Source organism: Gordonia sp. VNK21, from assembly GCF_046098115.1.
Taxonomy (GTDB): Bacteria; Actinomycetota; Actinomycetes; order Mycobacteriales; family Mycobacteriaceae; genus Gordonia.
The window spans coordinates 63,625-84,753 of record NZ_JBJURU010000012.1; the positions used below are offsets into that span (position 1 = coordinate 63,625).

The following is a 21,129-nucleotide window of genomic DNA, read 5'->3' on the forward strand; positions in this document are numbered from 1 at the left end:
TAAGAAGCGTTTGCGCGTCCTTCGCCCGGGCCTGGCCCTTCGCGAGGGCAGTGCCGCAGGCGACCCACTCCTAGCACCCCCGCGGACGCCGTGACGGGAGCGCTTCCCGGTCCGGGCCCGCTTCCTGCGCGTTTGCGAAGAATTCCGCCATGAAGCGGTCCGCGATCGCCGTTCCCTGCGCCTCGGTGGGCAGCTGGTCACCGGTGGCCTCCCGCCAGCGGTGGAGGCGCTCGCGCAGCGACTCGCGCACCTGAGCGTGCTCGGGATCGTCGATCAGATTTTTTTGTTCAGTCTGATCGAATCTCAGGTCGTAGAGCTCCGCCGGCGCGCGCCGGGCGGTTTCCCGCCGCGGATCGAGGGATCGGGCCGACAGACTGTCGGCGATGTCCAGCGGCAGCAGCAGTTCGGGCCGGTCGGCGTAGTTCTCGATGTAGCTGTATCGCTTGGTGCGCACGGCGCGGATCGGGTCGTAGGCGTCGTGGTACGTCTTCTCGGTGAACACCGCATCCCGGACGGGTGCGGCGTCCTCGTCGACGAGCGCGTCGGCGTGCGACTCGCCGTCCATGTCCTGCGGAACGGGCAGTCCCAGCAGGTCGAGCACCGTGGGCGTCAGATCGACGCCGGAGAAGAGCTCGTCGTAGATCCGCGGCGGCAGGTGCCGCCGGGCGGGCGGGCGCACCACGAGTGCGATCCCGGTGCCCTCGGCGTAGAGCGTGGACTTGGCCCGGGGAAAGGCGAGTCCGTGGTCGGTGGTGACGATGATCCAGGTGTTCTCCCCCAGGCCCAGCTCGTCGACCGTCGCGACCAGCCGGCCCACCGCGGCATCGGCTTTGGCGATGCTCCCGTGCAGTCCGCTCAGGTCCGCGCGGACGTCGTCGCTGTCCGGCAGGAAGTCCGGGACGTCGATGTCCGCGGTGTCGGCCGGAACGTATTCGTCGGCGGGGTAGGGCCGGTGGGTCTCGAAGAATCCGGCGGTGAGCAGGAAGGGGCGGCGATCGCCGTCGGACACCCGCCGGGACAGCCAGTCCTGCGCCTGCTCGACCACGTAGTCGCAGCGCGAGTCCGACACGTCGACCGTGTCGAAGCCGAGGCCGCCCGGATCGGTGCTCTCGTGCTGCATGCCGATCAGCGCCGAAGTGTAGCCGCCCGCGCTGAGCAGCGCCGGCAGCGTCGCGGTGCCCTCCCGGTACCCGAAGCCGTGGTGCGCCAGTCCGACGAGACCGTTCCGATGCGGGTACTGACCGGTGAACAGCGAGCCGCGGGCCGGCGAGCACAGCGGTGCGGTGGCGTGTGCCTGGGTGAAGCGGATGCCTGCGGCGGCGAGCCCGTCCACATGCGGGCTGGCCACACCGTCGGCGCCGTAACAGCCGAGGTGCCGGCCGAGGTCGTGCCAGTGGATCAGGACCACGTTCTCGGGGCCGTCGTCGTCAGGTGCCATGCCTGCGTCGTCAGGTGCCATGCCTGCCATTCTGACAGCACGACGCCCGGCCCCGGTGCGGCACGATGGATCGGGGCCGGCGATGCCCGGCGATCCGGGCCGTTTGCGCACCGTTCCGGCGGCGACTGTTTTCTGCCGCAACGGTTCTCGCTCGCCGCCGGCATGCGGCGTCAGTCCCCCAGCGACCTGGTGATCTTCCGCAGCAGCGCGGCCAGTTGCGTGCGCTCCTCGGCGGTCAGCCCGGCGAGCGCGGCCTCGTCGTCGGCCAGCCGGCCGGGGAGTTCCTCGTCGACGACGGTGCGGCCGGCGTCGGTGAGTTCGAGCAGCACCACCCGCCCGTCGCGCGGCGACTTGCCGCGGCGCACCAGTCCGCGGCGCACCAGCGCCTCGGAGAGTTTGGTGACCGAGGCGCCGCTGAGCATGGTCGTGGAGACCACCTCGCTGGCACGCAGCGGCTCCGGCGCGCGGGCGAGCGCCCCGAGCACGTCGAACTCGGACCGGCTCACCCCGTGACGCTGGAGGTTCCGGTCCAGCCGTCCGCTGGTGATCGCGGCGATGCGCTGGATGCGGCCGAGCAGCCCGACCGGGCGGACGTCGAACTGCGGATAGGCGTGCGCCCACTCGGACTGGATGCGGTCGACAAGGTCCTCCCGGTCGGCCGGATCCGCCGGGTCGGTGGGGGCGGCTTCGTCGGACACGCGGCTCAGCCTACGCCGGAGATCTCGGGGGCCATTTTATTTTACTAGTGAAATAGTAGTAAACTAATTCAATGACCTCCACGACCCGCGCCGCCGCTCTCGCCCATCCGCTGCGCCCGTCCACCTGGCGCAGCGCCGTCAGCGTGGACACGAGTCGCACCTCGTTCGCCGCACCGGTGCGCGTGGGCCTGGCCGTGGGACTGGTGCTGCTCGCCGGAGGCCTGGCCGGTCAGCGCGACATCGTCGGCTTCGCCGCCCTCGGGGCGCTCATCTCCGCCTTCGGCCGTCCGGATCCCTATCCGGTGAGGATGGGCCGGCTCGCCGCCCTCGGAGTGGGCATCACCGCATCGATCGCCGTGGGCGGGCTGGTGGGTCTGTCCGGTGGCGCGCTCGCCACCGAGATCGTGGCCGTCGCCCTGCTCTCCGGGGTCGCGGCGGTCGTCGTCGGCGCCCTGCGGGTGGCCGGTCCGGGCGCTGTGGTCTTCGTCTTCGCCGCCACCGCCTCGGCCGGCTTCGTCACCGACGCGATGGACTTCTGGCGGTCGCTGGCCGCCGCCGCGGCGGGTGCGCTGATCGGTCTGATCGCGGCCCTGGCCCCGTGGCTGTGGGCCCGTGTCCGGCACCGGCTGGCCGGCGGTGCGCGTCCGCCGTCCGCCGGCGACGTCGAGTACCAGTCGGTGTGGGCATCGATGGCCCGGGTCACCCATCCGGACCTGCTCGCCACCGGCGCCCGGATGACCGCCGCCGCCGCAGTGAGCGCGGTCATCGCCGCAGCCGCCGGTTTCGACCATCCGATGTGGGCGGCGATGGGTGCCGTCGCCACCCTGCAGGGAGTCGGCTACCACCTCACGGTCACCCGCGGCATCGCCCGCCTGCTCGGCAACCTCGCCGGAGCCCTGATCGCGGCCGGCCTGCTGGCGCTGCCGCTGGGCTACTGGGGTGCGGTCGTCTCGATCATGGTCTTCCAGACCATCGCCGAGATCACCGCACCGATGAACTACGCGATCTGTTCCACCGCGGTGACCCCGATGGCACTGCTGCTCACCGCTCTCGGCGCCGGCCTGACCCCGGCCGCGGCCGTCGACCGGGTCGCGGACACGCTGATCGGCATCGTGGTCGGGATCGTCGTCGCCGCCCTCACTCTGAGTGCCACCGACCACGTCCCCGGCGCAGCGCACCGGCCGGGCCGGCCGGTGCGCGAACGTCTCAGCCGAGCCGTTCGACGATGGTGACGTTGGCGGTACCGCCGCCCTCGCACATCGTCTGCAGGCCGTAGCGGCCGCCGGTCCGCTCGAGCTCGTTGAGCAGCGTGGCGAAGAGCTTCGCGCCGGTGGCGCCCAGCGGATGACCGAGCGCGATGCCGCCACCGTTGGGGTTGACCTTGGCCGGATCGGCGCCGGTCTCCTTGAGCCAGGCCAGCACCACCGGGGCGAAGGCCTCGTTGATCTCCACCACGTCGATGTCGTCCATGCTCAGCCCGGTCTTGGCCAGCGCGTACTCGGTGGCCGGAATGGGCGCGGAGAGCATCATCACCGGATCGTCGCCGCGCACGCTCAGGTGATGGATGCGGGCCCGCGGGGTGAGGCCGTACTCCTTGAGGGCCTTCTCCGAGACCACCAGCGTGGCCGAGGCGCCGTCGCAGATCTGCGAGGCGACCGCGGCGGTCAGGTCCGAGCCCTCGGCGAGGGTGTCGAGCGAGGCCATCTTCTCCAGGGAGGTCTCTCGCGGGCATTCGTCGACGACGCAGTCGCCCAGCGGCACGTTCTCGTTGTCGAAGCGGCCGGCGGCGATCGCGGCGCGGGCCCGCTCATGACTCTGCAGCGCCCAGCGCTCCATGTCCTCGCGGGAGATGTCCCACTTCTTGGCCATCATGTCGGCACCGACGAACTGGCTCACCTCGGCATCGCCGAAACGCTCGCGCCAGCCGGTGGATTCGGCGGTGGGCGTGGTGAATCCGAACTGCTGTCCGGCGATCATCGCCTGCGAGATGGGGATGGCGCTCATGTTCTGCACACCACCCGCGAGCACCACGTCCTGTGTGCCGCTCAGCACGCCCTGCGCGGCGAAGTGGATGGCCTGCTGCGAGGACCCGCACTGACGGTCGACGGTGGTGCCGGGGATGCCCAGCGGCCGGCCGGCGGCGAGCCACGCCGTGCGGGCGATGTTGCCGGCCTGCGGACCGATGGCATCCACGCAGCCGAAGACCACGTCGTCGACCACGTTCGGGTCGATTCCGGTGCGCTCGAGCAGGGCGTTGATCACGTGGGCGCCCAGGTCGGCGGGATGGACCTCGGCCAGCGAGCCGTTGCGCTTGCCGACCGGCGTGCGGATGGCGTCGACGATGTACGCCTGCGGGGTGATCATGGGTGGTGCTCCTTATGTAGAGAGATCTCGGCGCAGCACCCGTCCGGGTCTGCCGAGAAGTGTTGTGGCTCAGGCTCGCTGACTGGAGATGGAGACGATCTCGCCGGTGAGATAGGTGGTGTAGTCGCTGGCCAGCATGGCGATCGCGGCCGCGATCTCCCAGACCTCCGCGGCGCGCCCGTAGGCCTCGCGGGCGGCGAGCTCGTCGAGCAGTTCGTCGCTGGTCACCTTGGCCAGGAACGGGTGCCGGGCGATCGACGGCGCAACGGCGTTGATCCGTACCCCGTAGTCGGCCGCCTCCGCCGCGCTGCATCGGGTCAGCGCCATGACGCCGGCCTTGGCCGCGGCGTAGTGCGCCTGCCCGCGCTGCGCGCGCCAGCCGAGCACCGAGGCGTTGTTGACGATGACACCGCGCTGGGGGCCGTCGCCGCTCCCGGCCTCCCGGAAGTACCGCAGCGCGGCCCGGGTGGCGCGGAAGGTGCTGGTGAGCGTGATGTCGAGCACCCTGTCCCACTGGTCGTCGGTCATGTCCGCGACCGGCGTCTCGCCGCCGAGACCGGCGTTGTTGACCAGGATGTCGATCCGGCCGAACTGAGCCGCGGCGGCGGCGATCAGGTCGTCCACCTGCTCGGTGCTCGAGACGTCGCAGACGAAGGAGGTCACCTGCCGGTCCGGGAAGTCGGCGGAGAGCGCCGTCACGGTCTCGCCGAGGCGGCGTTCGTGGAAGTCGGAGACCAGCACGTCGGCGCCTTCGAGGAGCAACCGTCGGGCGGTGGCGAAGCCGATACCGGTGCCGGCGGCGGCGGTGACCACGGCCTTCTTGCCGACCAGCAGGTCGTGTCCGGGGGTCTCTTCGGGAATCGCGGCCAGCGGGGAAACGGGACGATCGGTCATGGCCGTGCCTCTCGGGGAAGGCCGAGCACCCGCTCGGCGATGATGTTGCGCTGCACTTCGTTCGAGCCGCCGTAGAGGGTGTCGGCCCGGGTGAACAGCAGCAGTCGCTGCCAGTCGTCGAGTTCGACGTGCTCGGGATCGTAGATGTCGTTGGGCCGCCCCTCGCTGGTGACGTCCGGGCCGACCAGGGCGGGGGCCCCCACCACATCGACGGCCAGCTCACCGAGGTCGCGATGCCAGTTGGCCCACAGCAGCTTCGCGACCGAGGCCGCACCGGCCTGCGAGACCACGTCGCCGGCCAGCGTGCGGCGGGCGTTGGCCTGCATCACGATCAGGCCGAGCCGGGCACGGCGCAGGCGGGAGGCGATCTCCGGATTGTGCACGGCGCCAGTGGCCTTCGCGACCTCGATGAGATTGTCGAGCTCCCGGGCGAAGCCCACCTGCTGGCCGAGGGTGGACACGCCGCGCTCGAACTGCAGCAGCCCCATGGCCACCGTCCAGCCGTCACCCGGGGCGCCGACGATCAGGTCGGCGTCGGTGACGGCGTCCTCGAAGAAGACCTCGTTGAACTCGGAGGTCCCGGTGATCTGCTGAATCGGCCGGATGGTGACGCCCGGCTGGTCCAGAGGCACCAGCAGGAAGCTGAGACCGCGGTGCCGGCTCGACCCCTTCTCGGTACGGGCGATGACGAACGCCCACTGAGACAGGTGCGCCAGGGAGGTCCACACCTTCTGGCCGTTGATCACCCAGTGCCGGGAGCCCGATGCCTGATCCTCCTCGAGCGTGGCCGCGGTGGACACGCCCGCCAGGTCGCTGCCCGCCCCGGGTTCGGAGTAGCCCTGCGCCCACAGTTCCGTGACGTCGACGATGTGCGGCAGGAAGCGGCGCTGCTGTTCGGGGGTGCCGTATTCGATGAGCGTGGGGCCGAGCAGTTCCTCGCCGAGATGATTCACCCGTGCCGGCGCGTCGGCGCGGGCATACTCCTGATGGAAGATGATGCGCTGCTCGAGAGTCGCCCCGCGGCCGCCGTGTTCGGTGGGCCAGCCCAGGCATGTCCACCCGGCGGCGGCCAGGTGCCGATCCCATTCCAGCCGCTGCGGGAAGAACTCGTGCTCACTGCCCGGTCCGCCGCGGCCGCGCAGGTCGGCGAAGCGGCCGGTCAGGTTCTCCGCCAGCCAGGTGCGGACCGCATCCGCGAACACCGCATCGGCATCCGGCGTGGCCTCGGCCCATTTCCCGAGGTCGACGGTGCGATCGGCGAGGTTGATCGTCGTCATGATCGCTAGTCTAACCTACCAAGCATTTGCTAGGTTTCTCTCATGAGCACGCAGCCGATGACGACCCCTGCAGCAGTGGAACTGGCCGAGCAGACCTGGCCGGACGGCATCGCGGTGATCGACGGACAGTGGTCCGAGCCGGTCGAGCTGACCTGGCCGGAACTCGCCGACCGGGTGCGCCGCTTCGCCGGCGCTCTCATCCGGCTGGGCCTCCGCCACGGCGACCGGGTGGCGCTCTGGGCGCCCAACAGCCATCACTGGCCGGTCGCCGTTCTCGGCATCCAGTACGCGGGCGGCGTGCTGGTGCCGCTGAACACCCGCTACACGGTGAGCGAGGCCGCCGACATCATCACCCGGTCCGGGGCCCGGGTGGTGGTGGCCTCCGGCGAGTTCGCCGGCATCGACCGGCTCTCCGAGGTCCTCGATTCGCCGATCGCCCAGGGCCGCACCGTGATCGGCGTACCCCTGGCATCCCCGGTCACCTGCTCCGGTGCGATCGCCTGGGACGACTTCCTGGCCTCGGCCACCGATGACGACATCGCCGCCGCCCGCCGCCGGGCCGCCGCCGTCCGCCCCGACGATCTGGCCGACATCCTCTTCACCTCCGGCACCACCGGCGCCCCGAAGGGGGTGCTGGCCGAGCACCGGCAGACCGTCGCCGGCTCGCGCGCCTGGGCGCAGAACGGCGACCTGGGTCCGCGCGACCGCTATGTGATGGTCAACCCGTACTTCCACACCTTCGGCTACAAGGCCGGGATCCTGCCCTGTCTGCTGACCGGCGCCACCATGATCCCGCTCGCCGTGTACTCACCCGGCGAGGCCATGGCGCTGGTCGCGGCTCACGGTGTGACGGTCTTCCCCGGGGCACCGACCATCTTCCAGACCATTCTCGACTCCCCCGACCGCGACCGTTACGACCTGTCGAGTCTGCGGCTGATCATCACCGGCGCCACCATCGTGCCGGTGGTGCTGATCGAGCGGCTGCAATCCGAACTCGGCGTGCCCACGGTGCTCACCGCCTACGGCCAGACGGAGACCAGCGGTTTCATCACCACCTGCACCAGCGGCGACGATGCGCTCACCGTCGCCAACACCTGCGGCCGCGCCTATCCCGGGATGGAGATCCGGCTCTCCGAGCAGGGCGAGGTGCTCGCCCGCGGAGCGATGGTGATGCGCGGCTACCTCGACGACCCGGCGGCGACCGCCGAGACCATCGACGCCGACGGCTGGCTGCACACCGGCGATGTGGGCACCCTGGACGAGCGCGGCAACCTGACGATCACCGACCGGCTCAAGGACATGTACATCTGCGGCGGTTTCAACGTCTACCCGGCCGAGGTGGAGCAGGTGCTCACCCGGGTGCCCGGGGTGACCGAGGCCGCGGTGATCGGGGTACCCGATGAGAGGTTCGGCGAGGTGGGCAAGGCCTTCCTCACCCGCCGGCCCGACGCCGTGGTGACCGCCGACGAGGTCCTCGCCTACGCCGCGGAGCATCTGGCGAACTTCAAGGTGCCGCGCGCGGTGGAGTTCATCGATGCCTTCCCCCGCAACGCGTCCGGCAAGATCCTCAAACGAGAGCTCGGCTGAAACGCCATGACCTGCACACTGTCACGCTGTGACGCCCGTCACCGACATACCTCGTAGCGGTCGACGATTAGTACCCCCGACACAGATCCGTGCGGCCCGGCCGCAGCCGCATCTGAGAAGGGACGTGTTCACCATGCGTATCCGCACCGGAAGCACCCTCCGTACCGCCGCCGCGACGGTCGCGGCCGGCACCCTGCTCACCGGAGCAGTGGCCGTCGGCGCAGGCCAGGCCGCCGCAGACGGGATCCCCAACGGTCCGTGGTGCCACGGACCGGCCAAGGTGCTCGCCGAGTCCGACTGGTCGCAGGTGGCGATCTGCTCCGTGCAGGGCCCCACCGGCTGGGCCTACCGGGGCGTGGCCAAGACCACCGGCGCTCCCCTCGAGATCTACGGGGCCACCGAGAATCAGTACGGCTTCCACGCCACCAACAACGGGTACACCTATCACGTGCACCGTGACCGGCTGCAGATCATCGCCCCCAACGGCGCCGTGATCAGCGACGAACCGTGGAACTGGTCCGACTGGCGCTGACCCCGGACACCGTTCGCCGACCACCGGGGAGGGTCGGCGGTGGTCGGGCCGCCTGGACACCGGACCGGCGGCCCGGCACCATCGATCTCAGCGCCGCCGTCCGGCGCGGAATCCGGGGAGGGTGCAGTCGATGGTGGAACACGCTGGTGCGGAAGACGATCCGGCGGCGGCTCCGCTGGACCTGCTGCGCCGGGCCGGACTGCTCGACCCGTCCGGCGAACGGCATGTGGTCACCCACGGTGCGGTGATCGTGCTGACCGGCGACCGGGCCTGGAAGTTCAAGCGTCCGGTCACCTACCGTTACCTGGACTTCTCCACGGTGGCCAGGCGCCGCGATGCGCTCACCACCGAACTGCGGCTCAACCGACGCACCGCACCTGAGCTGTATCTGGGTGTGCACAGTTTCAGCAGCGGCCCCGACGGCACCGAAATCCTCGACAGCCCCGAGGTTCTCGCCGGCGATGCCCCGGCCGACGACTATGCGCTGGAGATGGTCCGCTTCGGCGACGACGCCCTGCTCGCCCAGTGGGCCGACGCGGGCGTCCTCACCGACGACCTGCTCACCCGGATCGCCGCCCGGGTCGCCGATCTCCACACGGTCGCCGAGGTCAGCGAGGACCACGCCGGCGCGGCCAGGCTCCTCGACGTGATCGACGGCAATCTGCTGAGTATGCAGCGCTTCCCGGAGATCCTGCCGCCGGCCCGCGCCGTCGAACTGACCGATCGACTGCGCGCCCTGCTCGCCGCGCAGGCACCGCTCCTCGATGACCGGGCCGCACGCGGACGCGTGCTCCTCGGGCACGGCGATCTGCACCTGCGCAACATCGCCGTCCTCGACGGCGAACCCACGCTCTTCGACTGCCTCGAGTTCGACCCGGAACTGGCCACCGCCGATGTGCTCTACGACCTGGCGTTCCTGCTCATGGACCTGTGGGCGCGGGGTCTGCAGCACGCGGCGAACGTGGTGATGAACGCCTACCTCGATCGCAGCCCCGCGGACGAGGACGGGCTGCTCCTGCTGCCCCTGATGCTCAGCGTGCGGGCCACGGTCCGCGCTCACGTCTGCGCCGCCGAGGGCGACGCGGACGCCGCGGGCGGCTACCTGGACCTGGCGCTGACCCTGACCGACCCGGTACCGCCGCGACTCATCGCCGTCGCCGGCGCCTCGGGCACCGGCAAGTCCACCCTGGCCCGCGCCGTCGGCGGCGAGGTCGGTGCCGCGCCCGGCGCGAGGATCCTGCGCAGCGACGTGCTGCGCAAACGCCTGGCCGGGGTGCCGGCCACCCGGCACCTGCCGGCCGAGCGCTACACCCCGGAGGCCAGTGCCGAGGTGTACGACGAGCTGCGCCGGCTCGCCGCACAGAACCTGTCGGGCGGGATGAGCGTGATCGCCGACGCCGTCTCCGGCCGTCCCGACGAGCGCGCCGGCCTGGCCGCCGTCGCCGCGGCGACCGGCGCCCCGTTCACCGGGATCTGGCTGGAGCTGCCCGAGGCCGAACGGATCGAGCGGATCGAGCGGCGCGGACCGGACGCCTCCGACGCCGACGCCGCGGTGGCCCGCGCGCAGACCACAGCCCTGTGCCCGCCGGGCGACGACTGGGCGCACGTCCCCGCCGATGCCGGCGCCACCGCCGCCGTCCGGACGTTGCTGAGCCCCACCGCTTGATCCCCCACCGCCTGACCCCCACCGTCTGACCGACGGCCACCAGGCCCCGGGGCGACCGCGCCGCGGGGTTCCGTCGCCGGTGTGTTTCAATCGGTGCCATGCAGGACCGGTACCGCGACATCGTCTACGGGGCCGGAGACGAGACCGGCCTCTCGCCGGTCGAGGACCTCGGGACCCGCGAGATCCGGATGATCACCGGCGCCTTCCAGTTCCAGCTGGCCACCGTCACCCCGTCCGGATGGCCGTATCTCCAGTACCGCAGCGGCCCACCGGGATTCCTGCATCACCTGGGCGGCAACCGGATCGGCTTCGGCGATCTGCGCGGCAACCAGCAGCTGGTCACCGTCGGCAACCTCGCGCAGAGCGGCCGGGCGGCCCTGTTCCTCGCCGACTACCCGATGCGCAGCCGGCTCAAACTCTTCGGCACCGCTGCCGTGGTTCCCGCCGACGACGATCCCGCACTGCTCGAGGCGCTGATGCTGGTTCCCGAAGGACGGCTCGAGCGCACCCCTGAGCGCTGCATCGTGATCGACGTCGAAGCCTTCGACTGGAACTGCGCCAAAGCCCTCGTCCCGCAGTACACCGCCGAGCAGGTGCGCGAACGCACCGACCTGTACGTGCAGCAGATCAGGGACTTGCAGCGGCAGCTCGACGAGGCGCGCGGCGGCCGGGAACACTGACCGTTCCCGCCGCGGCGGCGCTCCTCAGGCGCGCGGTTTGACCAGCGGGAAGAGCACCGTCTCGCGGATACCCAGACCGGTCAGCGCCATCAGCAGCCGGTCGATGCCCATGCCGGTCCCGGCGGTCGGCGGCATGCCGTACTCCATGGCCGCGAGGAACTCCTCGTCGAGCACCATCGCCTCGTCGTCGCCGGCCGCGGCCAGCCGCGCCTGATCGACGAAGCGCTCCCGCTGGATCACCGGATCCACCAGCTCGGAGTAGCCGGTCGCCAGCTCGAAGCCGCGCACGTACAGATCCCACTTCTCCACCACGCCGGCCACGCTCCGATGTGCGCGCACCAGCGGCGAGGTCTCCACCGGGAAGTCCCGGACGAACAGCGGCTCGTCGTGCCGCGAGCCCACCAGGTGCTCCCACAGCTCCTCGACCAGCTTGCCGTGCCCGTAGCCCTTGTCCTTGGGGATCTCCAGGCCCACCTCGGCGGCGATGGCCAGCAGCTCGTCGACGGTGGTCCCCTGCCCCGGCGCCTGCGGCACGATCTCCCGGCCGAGCGCCGCCGACAGCGACGGATACATCGACACCGACGTCCACTGTCCCGACAGGTCGTAGACGGAGCCGTCGGGCATGGTGGGGGTGAGCGTGCCGAGCGCCTGCTGCGCCACCGTCTGCACCAGGGACCGGATCAGTTCGGCGGCGGTGTCGTAGTCGCCGTAGGCCTGGTAGGTCTCCAGCATGGCGAACTCCGGCGAATGCGTGGAGTCCGCACCCTCGTTGCGGAAGTTGCGGTTGACCTCGAAGACCCGGTCGATGCCGCCGACCACGCAGCGCTTGAGGAACAGCTCCGGCGCGATCCGCAGGTACAGGTCCATGTCGAAGGCATTGGAATGGGTGACGAAGGGCCGGGCCGCGGCTCCGCCGTGCAGCGTCTGCAGCATCGGCGTCTCCACCTCGAGGAAGTCCCGGTCGGTGAGGAAGGCCCGCAGCTCGGCCATCACCTTCACCCGGGTGCGCGCGATCTGCCGCGCCTCCGGCCGGACGATCAGGTCCACATAGCGCTGCCGGACCCGCGACTCCTCGTTCATCTCCTTGTGCGCCACCGGCAGCGGGCGCAGCGACTTGGACGCCATCTCCCACGCGTCGGCCATCACCGACAGCTCACCGGTGCGCGAGGAGATCACCTCGCCGTGCACGTAGACGATGTCGCCGAGGTCGGTGTCGGCCTTCCAGCGCGCCAGGGACTCCTCGCCCACCCCGTTGAAGCTGATCATCGCCTGCAGCTGGGTGCCGTCGCCGTCCTGCAGCGTGGCGAAGCAGAGCTTGCCCTTGTTGCGCAGGAAGATGATGCGGCCGGCCACGCCGACGACGTCGCCGGTCTCGGTGCCGGCCTCCAGGTCCGGGTACTTGGCCCGGATCTCGGCGAGCGAATCGGTGCGCCCGACCGCCACCGGGTAGGCCTCCCGGCCCTCGCCGAGGATCCGCTCGCGCTTCTCGCGGCGGATGCGCAACTGCTCGGGGGTCTGATCGTCGGTTTCCGCGGCGTGCTCACTCACGATGTACCAGGTTAGGCAAGGCGGCGGGCCCGGGCCAATTCGACCGCCCGTCCGCGGTGTGCGCGAGGGCTCAGACGAAGTACTCGTGCCCGTCGGCCACGTGTGCACCGCTGCCGCCGCGGGCGAGGAGCGCCCGGTGGCCACCCACCAGGAAGCGGGCGCCGAGCACTCCGCGCGCCTGCAGATGCCAGGCCAGCCACTCGGCGTCGTAGCCGTCCTCGGTGACCAGCAGCCAGGACGCGTCGACGGTGGCGCGCCGCAGCGCGCCGGGTGCGCCGGGGGTGAGCAGGGTGAGGGCCTCGTCGAGGTCCAGCGCCAGCGCACCGAGCAGTGCGCCGGCATACTGCCGGGCCGTGGCGCTGCGCAGGTCGACGACGGTGGCGCCCGCGTCGACGACGGTGCGGTAGTCGTCGGGCTGCACCGAGAGAGGCACGGCGGCCCCGGCGGCGGGCACCGACGTGACGACGGGTGCGGTGACGGGGGCAGAAACGGGGGTGATGGCGAGAGTCATCGGAAACTCCGGAATGATCGAGCGAGCCTGCGGGCTCGTGGGTCGGGAACGGCGAAGATCAGGGCCGACCGCGTACCGCGGTTCTCAGCCCTGACAACACTCCTGACAGCTCTTGATCACGGCGACCATTCTGCCACGGCGCCCCGGCCGCCGGTAAGGGTTGTGTGCACCGTCGCACAAAACTCCGGCACCGCCCTCCTACGGCCCCTTCGACGGACCCCTTCAGCTCCCTGAGCCCCGTCGATGGGACGACCCGGGCCAGATCCCCACACCGGCAGTCCACCCGACGTTAAGGTGCAGTTCATGTCCGACGACCAGCCGCACCCCGCGCCGACTGCCGGCCCCGCCCGCCCCGACCGCCGCGCCTTCCTGCGTGCCTCGGCACTCGCGGCCGGTCTCGCCGCCGGGACCGGGATAGCCCGCGCCGCAGGACCGGTGCACGCCGAACCGGGCGCTCTGCCGGCCGCACACACCGCCGGCACCACCCTGGCGCAGGCCGCCGCCCCGGGCCGGGCGCGCACGGGCGGCTACCGCAAGCTGACCGCCGGACGCGGCTGGCCGCTGTACGTGCACCAGGAACTCGCTGCCGCGCACCCCTCACGCGAGAACACCCGCATCCCACTGGCGTCGCTGGTCCAGCTCACCGACATCCACATCGCCGACGTGCAGAGCCCCGCGCGCTTCGAGTACGTCCACCCGGTGCAGGCCCCGGCCTATCGCCCGCAGGAGGCCCTCGGCACCCAGGGCGCCGTCGCCCTGGTGAACCGGATCAACGCGCTGCCCGGCGGACCGTTCACCGGCCGCGCCTTCGACGCCGTGGTGAGCACCGGCGACAACACCGACAACCACCAGTACTGCGAGCTCACCTGGTTCATGCGGCTGCTCTCCGGCGGCACCATCACTCCGGACACCGGCGCCAAGGGCCGCTTCGAGGGTGTGCAGGCGCTCGGCTCCACGCAGTACTACCGCCCGGAGCTCGACAGCTGGGACATCTACAAGGACGCCGGCTTCGTGCAGATCCCCGGGCTGCTGCGGGCCGCCATCGCCGCCCACACCAGCCCCGGTCTGCGCACCCCCTGGTACGCGGTCTTCGGCAACCACGACGATTCGATGCTCGGCACCGTTCCGAACGGGGTGCTGGACTGGCTGTACCTCTCGTCGGTGAAGTTCGATCTGCCGGCCACGGATCCGGCGTTCAACCGGATCGCCGCTGCTCTGGCCCGCGACCCCGGACAGCTCGGCGCGCTGCTGACCGGACTCCGGGTGACCGGTCCGACCCTTCCGGCCACCCCGGATCCGCAGCGCCGGCCGATGAACGCCCGCGAGTTCGTGCGCCGGCACTTCGAGCCGTCGGCCACCGGTCCCGGGCCGGTGGGCCACGGTTTCGCCGATCCGGACGGACCCACCTGGTACCGCTTCCAGATCGCGCCCGGAGTGCTGGGCATCGCGATGAACACCACCAACTCGCTGGGCATCGCCGACGGTTCGATGGGCGAGAAGCAGCTGGCGTGGATCGAGCGGCAGCTGCGGGCGCACGCCGATCAGCTGGTGATCGTGTTCAGCCATCACACGTCGACGACGATGACCGCCACACTGCCGAATCCGGAGACGCCCGGTGAGCGCCAGTTCCTGGGTGAGGATCTGGTGACTGCGCTGCACCGGCATCCGAATGTGATCGCCTGGGTCAACGGGCACACCCACAACAATGCGATGATCGCGCACCGCGGCAGCACCCCGAAGCGCAGCTTCTGGGAGATCAACACCGCCAGCCACATCGACTATCCGCAGCTGGCCCGCATCCTCGAAGTGACCGACAACCGCGACGGCACCATCAGCATCTTCACCCCGCTGATCGAGGCCGACGCCGCCTACACCGCCGACGAGGACGACCACTCACCGGCCGGACTCGCCAGCCTCTACCGTGAGCTGGCGTACAACGACATCCACACCGATCCGGAACGGATGGGGAAGCTGTCGGACCGCAATTGCGAACTGCTGCTGGCCAATCCGCTGCACTGACACCGGTGCCGGAGCAGCGCTCGCGCCGTGGCGGCACGGGACGGCTACGCCCGGTCGAAGCCGATTCAGCCGGCGGCCCGGGTACGCACCAGGACGTCGAAGGAGGCGGTCAGCACCGGCTTGCCGTCGCAGGTGAGCTCGATGTCGATGTCGACGCCGGTGCGGCCCAGGGCTTCGGGAACCACCCGGCGCAGCACCGCGGTACCGGTGAGGGTGTCGCCGGGACGGACTGGGCGCAGGAAGAGGGTCTCGCCGACCCGGCGGCCGGCGATCACGCTCCAGCCCTCGTACACCGCCTGCACGGTGAGCCGCTGCATGACCGCGATCGTCTGGACGCCGCTGGCGATGATGCCGCGGTAGGCGCCGGATTCGGCGGCCTGCGGGTCGGTGTGGAAGGCCTGCGGATCCCACTGCTTCGCGAAGTCGATGATCTCGGCCTCGGTCAGGGTGTACTCGCCGAGCCGGTACTCCGCGCCCTCGACCAGGTCCTCGCCGTAGATGGTTGCCATGGTGGTCACTCTACGAGCGCGCGGCCGGCCGTTCGTCGCACGCCCTGGGATGTCCGCTCCGCCCTGCCGAGTACGTTCCGCCCCACCGACTATTCGGCGGGGTGGACCCAGGTCGGTGGGGCGGGGGGCGTCGACGGGAACAGCGGCCGCCACCTCGCCGGCCCCCGTTCCGGAAGCCGCTCAGCGGCGGGGTCTCCGGGTGCGCTCGTACACGCGGCGCAGGCCGTCGAGCGCCAGATGGGGATGGTGCGCGGTGAGGGTGGTGCACTCCTCGTAGATCAGCGGGGCCAGGAAGCCGGTGGCCACGACGGTCACGTCCCGGCCGCCGAAGCCGTCCACCTCGTCGCGGATCCGGCTCACCAGCGCGTCGACCTGTCCGGCGAAGCCGTACAGGATGCCCGACTGCAGCGCCTCGGTGGTGTTCTTGCCGATCACGCTGCGCGGCGGCAGCAGTTCGGTGCGGCGTAGCGTCACCGTGTGATCGCTGAGCGCCTCGACGGCCAGGTTCACGCCCGGCGCGATCGCCCCGCCCAGGTATTCGCCCTTGGCCGACACCGCGTCGACGACGGTCGCGGTACCGAAGGCCACGATGATGCACGGACCGTCCGGATAGTTCTCGTGCGCGGCCAGCGCATTGGCCACCCGGTCGGTGCCGACCTCTTTCGGATTGTCCACCAGCAGCGGGATCCCGGTCCGCACACCGGGTTCGAGCAGTACGTGGGCGCCGTCGCCGAAGTAGCGCGGCAGCATCACCCGCATCTCACGCAACAGCGAGGGCACGGTGGACAGTCCGGCGACGGCGGTCACCCGCTCGATGTCGGCGCCGAGCAGACCGCGCAGCTGCAGGGCGAACTCGTCGGCGGTCAGATGCGGCTCGGTGTGGATCCGCCAGTCCCGCACCAGCGATGCGTGATCACCCGAGCCGGCGAACACCCCGATGTGGATGTTCGTGTTGCCGACCGAGATCGCGAGCAGCATCAGAGCGTCGCGTCGGCCAGCTGCCGCGGGTCCTTGAGGCCGGAACCGGCCGGCACGTCGGCGGGATCGTCGGTGAGGGTCACCTGGCGGTTGGCCTCGTCGACGAAGACCACCTTGGGCGAATACTCGCGCACCTCGTCCTCGCTGAGGATGCCGTAGGCGATGATGATCACCAGGTCGCCCGGCTTGACCAGATGCGCTGCCGCACCGTTGATGCCGATCACGCCGGAGCCGCGCTCACCGGCGATCACGTAGGTCTCCAGGCGGTTGCCGTTGTCGATGTCGACGATGCAGACCTGCTCGCCCTCGAGCAGTCCGGCGGCGTCGAGCAGGTCGGCGTCGATCGTGACCGAGCCGACGTAGTGCAGGTCGGCCTGGGTCACCGTGGCGCGATGGATCTTGGCGGTCATCATGGTGCGGAACACGTCGTTCATCCCTCTTCTTGTTCGGGTCGGGTACCGATGTAGACACCCACGTTGTCGATCAGTCGGGTGGAGCCGAGACGGGCGGCCAGCAGCAGCCGGCCGTCGCCCTCCTCGGGCGGGTCGCCGAGTCCGCGGTCACGCAGTTCCAGATAGTCCACCTCGATCTCCGGGGCGGTATCCAGCACCGCGCGGGCGGCGGCGAGAATCGCATCGCGGCCACCCGTGGCCGCATGCGAGCCGGCCACCAGGGCAGCCGACAGGATGGTCGCCAGCTCACGCTGAGCGGGCGAGAGATAACGGTTCCGCGAGGACAGGGCCAGGCCGTCGGCCTCGCGCACGGTGGGAACCCCGATGATCTCCACGTCCATGTTCAGATCGTGGACCATCTGGTTGATCAGCACCAGCTGCTGGTAGTCCTTCTCCCCGAAGTACGCGGCGTGCGGTGCCGCGATGTTCAGGAGCTTGGCCACCACGGTCAGCATGCCGGCGAAGTGGGTCGGCCGCGACGCGGCCTCGAGAATCGTGCCGGCCGGTCCCGGATGGACGGTGGTGCGCGGGCCGGACGGATACATGCCGGCGACGGTCGGGGCGAAGACCAGTTCCACGCCGAGCGGCTCGAGCAGTTTCAGGTCGGCGTCGAAGGTGCGCGGGTAGGCGTCCAGATCCTCACCGGCGCCGAACTGCAGCGGGTTGACGAAGATGGAGACGATCACCACGGTGTTGCCGCGTTCGCGGGCCGTCCGCACCAGCTCCAGGTGCCCCTCGTGCAGGGCCCCCATGGTCGGCACCAGCGCGACCCGCTTGCCGGTGCCGCGCAGCGCCCGGCTCACCCGATGCAGCTCCGCCGGATCGCGGTGCACGGTCAGCTGTCCCGGCACGTACGGCCGGTCGTCGGTCTCGGTCGCGCTCACGCGCTCACCTCCAGGACGTCGGTCACCGCGCCAGGTGCGCCGGATTGGGCTGCGGCGCGGGCGGCGAGAGTGCGGTATCCGCCGACGATGCCCGGATCGGGCAGCGCGGCAAGAGCTTCCAGGTGTCCGGCGACGGCGGCCGCGTCGCCGCGGGCGACCGGACCGGTGAGCGCGGACGGCCCCATCGCGAGCACGTTCTCCAGGCTCGCCCGGGCCAGCGGGGCCAGCAGTTCGGCGGCCAGACCCGCCGGAGCGGACGACGCGGGGGCCGCGTCCACGGTGGCGGTGGTGTCGATGGCGGCCTCGAGGGCGGTGACGGCGTCGGTGATCAGCGCGATCAGATTGTTCGCGCCGTGCGCGAGGGCCGCGTGGTACAGGGTGCGCCGGTCTTCGGCGATGCGCACCGGCGTGCCGCCGAGTTCGAGCACCAGGGCGGCGGCGACCGCGTCGCCCACCTCGTCGGCGCTGGTGATCCCGAAGCAGCTCGACGCCAGCCGGACGGTGTCCTCGCCGGAGCCGACGAAGGTCATCGCCGGGTGGACGGCCAGGGGAAGTGCGCCGGCGCGGGTGACCGGTTCGAGGACGGACACCCCGTGCGCACCAGCGGTGTGCAGGACGATCTGCCCCGGCCGGACGGTGGCGGCGACGGTCTGCGCGACGCCGGCCAGCTCGGTGTCCGGGACGGCCAGGACGAGCAGGTCACTGCGGGCGGTGACGGTGGGGATGTCGGCGAGCGAGGCGCTCGGCAGGCGGCGCGCTGCGCGCTCGCGGGAGGCGGCGGACCGGGCATGCACGGCGATCACTGGATGGCCCGCGGCGGCGAGTGCCTCGCCCAGCGCGGTGCCGACGCGGCCGGCCGAGATGACCCCGACCTGCAGGCGTGGCGGTGTGATCGGTGCGGTCACCGTCGTCCTCCATGTTCAGTTCCAGTCCTGGCCGCTGATCGGGCCGGGTACCAGACGTTCCACCCGACAACGATAGGCGCACCGCCGGGGAGGCGCCACGGGGTGTGACCCTCCTCACCGCGGCTCATCGGCAGGGGTCCGGCCGGCCGAGGCTGCCCGGCACGTACCGGTTCCAGCTGTCGTCGTCGAGCGGTGCGGTGCTGCCGCAGATCCGGTCCCGGGCGTAGTCCGGATTCAGCGGGTTCACGATCAGCGAACCGTAGTCGCCGCCGGTGATCACCACCGAGCCGTCGGCGACGGTGTCGGCGTACCAGCGCCCGGCACCGGCCACGCCGATCGCCGCGCCGATCGGGCCGATGTGCGCCGGATCGCTGGAATTCCACACCAGCAGGCTCTGGCCGTCCCCCGCCGAGACCAGCCGGCGGCCGTCGTCGGCGAAGGTGAGGGTGCGCACCGTGCTGCCGCGCTCGTGCCGGTACACCCCGATCGGACGCAGCTCGCCGCTCTCGATGGACCACAGCCGCAGTTCGCCGTCGTCCCCGCCGGAGGCCACCGTCCGCCCGTCCTGGCTGACGGCGATGGTGTTGACGGTGCCCGCGTGCCGCTCACCGGAGACGGCCAGGCGCTGCGGGTGGTCCGGGTCGCGGACGTTCCACACCGCCAGCCGCCCGTTGGCGCCGCCGGTGACCACCGTCGTCCCGTCAGGACTCCACGCGGCGGCGGTGCACCAGTGCCCCCGGTCGTGCACCATCGCCGGGCCGCGTGCGCGAACGCTGCCGTCGTCGGCCACCGACCACAGCCGCACCTCGTCGTCGCGCCCGGAAGTGAGCAGCAGCCGGCCGGTCGGCGCGAACAGTGCGCGGTGCTGGTCGAGGGCGCTCACCCGCACCGTCTCGGGCGCCGCGAAACGTCCGTCGGCGGCGACCGCACGGATCTCCACGGTGCCCGCGCCGGTGGCCGCGGCGGCCAACTGCTCGTCCGCCGACAGCGAGACCTGCTCGATGCGGGCCCGGCCGGCGCTGCGGGTCTGATCCAGTGACTGCGGGGTGTCGGCCCGCCGCATGTCCCACAGGCTCAGGCTGCCGTCGGAGCTGCCGGTGAGCATCCGGTCGCCGACCACGGCCGGGGCGATCACCCGGCCGGAATGGCCCTCGAGCACCGTCGGCGGCGGCGACCAGCGGCGGATCACCCCGTCGGCGCCGGCGGTGACCACCCCGCGCCCGTCCGGGGTGAACGCCGCCGAGAACAGCGAGCTCGCCGCCCCCTGCAGGGTGGGGCCCACCTGGACGACGGTCGCCGGATCCACCACGCTCCACAGCCGGGCGGTGCCGTCCACCGAGGCGCTGATCAGCCGGCGGCCGTCGGCGCTGAACTCCACCGACCACACCGGGCCGGTGTGCCGGGTCAGCGGCAGCCCCACCGGGTGCGGCTCGGCAGGCGCGGAGACGTCCCACAGCCGGACCGTCGAGTCGTCGGAGCCGGTGGCCAGCAGCCGGCCGTCCGGGCTGAAGGCCACCGCGTGCACCAGGTCGGTGTGCCCGCTGATCACGCCGACCTGCCGGTAGTCCCCGGCCGAGAAGAGCCGGGCGGTGCTGTCGGAGGCGCCCGAGGCGATCAGCCGGCCGTCGGGACTCCAGTCGACGGCCCGGACGTCACCGGTGTGCCCGGTCAGAACGGCCAGCTGCCGTCCGGTGGCCGTATCCCACACCCGGACCGTCCGGTCCATGCCGGCGGTGGCCAGCCGGCGCCCGTCCGGACTCCACGCCGAGAAGACCACCCGCCCCTCGTGCCCGCGGAGCAGCCGGGGACGCGCCCCGGGCTCGAGCCGGTCCCAGATGCCGACGGTGCCGTCGTCGCTGGTCGAAGCCAGCCTGCTGCCGTCCGGCGACCAGTGGACGCTGGTCACGAAGCTCTGGTGTCCGGGCAGCACCAGCGGATCGGTTTCGCCGCGGCGCGGCGGGTTCAGCGGCCAGATCCGCAGGGCGCCGTCGGAGCCGGCGGCGGCCACCCGGCGCCCGCCGGAGTCGACGTCGATGCTGTAGACCGCTCCGGAGGCGCGGCCGAGGGGCGCGGCCAGCGGCAGGTTCTCGGCCACCACCAGCCGGGACCGGTTCTCGTCGGACGGGTCCAGGTGGGCGGCGAGCAGCGCCAGCCGGGCCGAGACGGTCGGTGAACTGAGCTGCAGCC

The 21,129-nt window shown here is 71.4% G+C and carries 19 protein-coding genes; 6 read left to right on the top strand and 13 right to left on the bottom strand.

What is annotated here, in order from left to right:
* Nucleotides 1-70 precede the first annotated feature (70 nt).
* Together ACJMNC_RS14250 and ACJMNC_RS14255 are read right to left on the bottom strand one after the other, a co-directional pair.
* On the bottom strand, nt 71-1,459 hold the full coding sequence (locus tag ACJMNC_RS14250; RefSeq protein ID WP_408948622.1) for a sulfatase: 1,389 nt from the start codon (nt 1,457-1,459) through the stop codon (nt 71-73).
* Nucleotides 1,460-1,608: 149 nt separating this feature from the next.
* A complete protein-coding gene (locus ACJMNC_RS14255) occupies nt 1,609-2,145 on the bottom strand; it encodes a MarR family winged helix-turn-helix transcriptional regulator (protein ID WP_408948706.1) in 537 nt (178 codons plus the stop codon).
* Between the two features lie 62 nt (nt 2,146-2,207).
* Between ACJMNC_RS14255 and ACJMNC_RS14260 the strand changes: the two genes are divergently transcribed.
* Complete coding sequence (locus ACJMNC_RS14260; RefSeq protein ID WP_408948623.1) at nt 2,208-3,368, top strand: FUSC family protein; 1,161 nt, start codon at nt 2,208-2,210, stop codon at nt 3,366-3,368.
* On the opposite strand, the gene ACJMNC_RS14265 is transcribed toward ACJMNC_RS14260, so the two are convergent.
* The 3 genes from ACJMNC_RS14265 to ACJMNC_RS14275 all read right to left on the bottom strand — a co-directional run bounded on the left by ACJMNC_RS14265 (nt 3,343) and on the right by ACJMNC_RS14275 (nt 6,671).
* Entirely contained in the window at nt 3,343-4,500 is a 1,158-nt protein-coding gene (locus tag ACJMNC_RS14265; protein ID WP_408948624.1) for an acetyl-CoA C-acetyltransferase, read from the bottom strand. The genes ACJMNC_RS14260 and ACJMNC_RS14265 overlap by 26 nt on opposite strands.
* 69 nt (nt 4,501-4,569) lie before the next feature.
* Nucleotides 4,570-5,394 (bottom strand): SDR family oxidoreductase, encoded by an 825-nt coding sequence (locus tag ACJMNC_RS14270; protein ID WP_408948625.1) that lies wholly within the window; start codon nt 5,392-5,394, stop codon nt 4,570-4,572.
* Entirely contained in the window at nt 5,391-6,671 is a 1,281-nt protein-coding gene (locus tag ACJMNC_RS14275; RefSeq protein ID WP_408948626.1) for an acyl-CoA dehydrogenase family protein, read from the bottom strand. The genes ACJMNC_RS14270 and ACJMNC_RS14275 overlap by 4 nt, the downstream gene beginning before the upstream one ends.
* A gap of 42 nt (nt 6,672-6,713) precedes the next feature.
* On the opposite strand from ACJMNC_RS14275, the gene ACJMNC_RS14280 reads away from it, so the two are divergent.
* The 4 genes from ACJMNC_RS14280 (at nt 6,714) to ACJMNC_RS14295 (ending at nt 11,136) form a co-directional block, all read left to right on the top strand.
* Nucleotides 6,714-8,258, top strand: a complete 1,545-nt coding sequence (locus tag ACJMNC_RS14280; RefSeq protein WP_408948627.1) for a FadD3 family acyl-CoA ligase — start codon at nt 6,714-6,716, stop codon at nt 8,256-8,258.
* 133 nt (nt 8,259-8,391) lie between these two features.
* A complete protein-coding gene (locus ACJMNC_RS14285; protein WP_408948707.1) occupies nt 8,392-8,790 on the top strand; it encodes a hypothetical protein in 399 nt (132 codons plus the stop codon).
* Nucleotides 8,791-8,920: 130 nt separating this feature from the next.
* A complete protein-coding gene (locus ACJMNC_RS14290; RefSeq protein WP_408948628.1) occupies nt 8,921-10,456 on the top strand; it encodes an AAA family ATPase in 1,536 nt (511 codons plus the stop codon).
* A 98-nt stretch (nt 10,457-10,554) separates the two neighbouring features.
* Nucleotides 10,555-11,136, top strand: a complete 582-nt coding sequence (locus ACJMNC_RS14295) for a pyridoxamine 5'-phosphate oxidase family protein (RefSeq protein WP_408948629.1) — start codon at nt 10,555-10,557, stop codon at nt 11,134-11,136.
* Nucleotides 11,137-11,160: 24 nt separating this feature from the next.
* Here ACJMNC_RS14295 and lysS read toward each other — a convergent pair whose 3' ends face one another.
* On the bottom strand, nt 11,161-12,684 hold the full coding sequence (lysS, locus tag ACJMNC_RS14300; RefSeq protein WP_408948630.1) for a lysine--tRNA ligase: 1,524 nt from the start codon (nt 12,682-12,684) through the stop codon (nt 11,161-11,163).
* Nucleotides 12,685-12,754: 70 nt separating this feature from the next.
* Nucleotides 12,755-13,195: a rhodanese-like domain-containing protein gene (locus ACJMNC_RS14305; protein ID WP_408948631.1), complete on the bottom strand. Its 441-nt coding sequence runs from the start codon at nt 13,193-13,195 to the stop codon at nt 12,755-12,757.
* A gap of 303 nt (nt 13,196-13,498) precedes the next feature.
* Here ACJMNC_RS14305 and ACJMNC_RS14310 point away from each other — a divergent pair, with 303 nt between their 5' ends.
* Nucleotides 13,499-15,214 carry a TIGR03767 family metallophosphoesterase gene (locus ACJMNC_RS14310; RefSeq protein ID WP_408948632.1) on the top strand — a complete coding sequence of 572 codons (1,716 nt, stop codon included), beginning with the start codon at nt 13,499-13,501 and terminating at the stop codon, nt 15,212-15,214.
* 65 nt (nt 15,215-15,279) lie between these two features.
* Here ACJMNC_RS14310 and ACJMNC_RS14315 read toward each other — a convergent pair whose 3' ends face one another.
* From ACJMNC_RS14315 to ACJMNC_RS14340, 6 genes are all read right to left on the bottom strand, one after another.
* The gene (locus ACJMNC_RS14315; RefSeq protein WP_408948633.1) at nt 15,280-15,723 is read right to left on the bottom strand and encodes a MaoC/PaaZ C-terminal domain-containing protein; all 444 of its coding nucleotides are present in this window, start codon (nt 15,721-15,723) and stop codon (nt 15,280-15,282) included.
* Nucleotides 15,724-15,903: 180 nt separating this feature from the next.
* Nucleotides 15,904-16,701 (bottom strand): type III pantothenate kinase, encoded by a 798-nt coding sequence (locus ACJMNC_RS14320; protein ID WP_408948634.1) that lies wholly within the window; start codon nt 16,699-16,701, stop codon nt 15,904-15,906.
* On the bottom strand, nt 16,701-17,126 hold the full coding sequence (gene panD / locus ACJMNC_RS14325; RefSeq protein ID WP_408948708.1) for an aspartate 1-decarboxylase: 426 nt from the start codon (nt 17,124-17,126) through the stop codon (nt 16,701-16,703). The genes ACJMNC_RS14320 and panD overlap by 1 nt, the downstream gene beginning before the upstream one ends.
* 5 nt (nt 17,127-17,131) lie before the next feature.
* Nucleotides 17,132-18,037, bottom strand: coding sequence for a pantoate--beta-alanine ligase (panC, locus tag ACJMNC_RS14330; RefSeq protein WP_408948635.1), 906 nt, complete (start codon nt 18,035-18,037; stop codon nt 17,132-17,134).
* Nucleotides 18,034-18,942, bottom strand: a complete 909-nt coding sequence (locus ACJMNC_RS14335; protein ID WP_408948636.1) for a Rossmann-like and DUF2520 domain-containing protein — start codon at nt 18,940-18,942, stop codon at nt 18,034-18,036. Before ACJMNC_RS14335 ends, panC begins: the two co-directional genes overlap by 4 nt.
* A gap of 124 nt (nt 18,943-19,066) precedes the next feature.
* Nucleotides 19,067-21,129, bottom strand: a 2,063-nt coding sequence (locus ACJMNC_RS14340) for a WD40 repeat domain-containing protein (RefSeq protein ID WP_408948637.1), incomplete at its 5' end; no start/stop codon positions are given.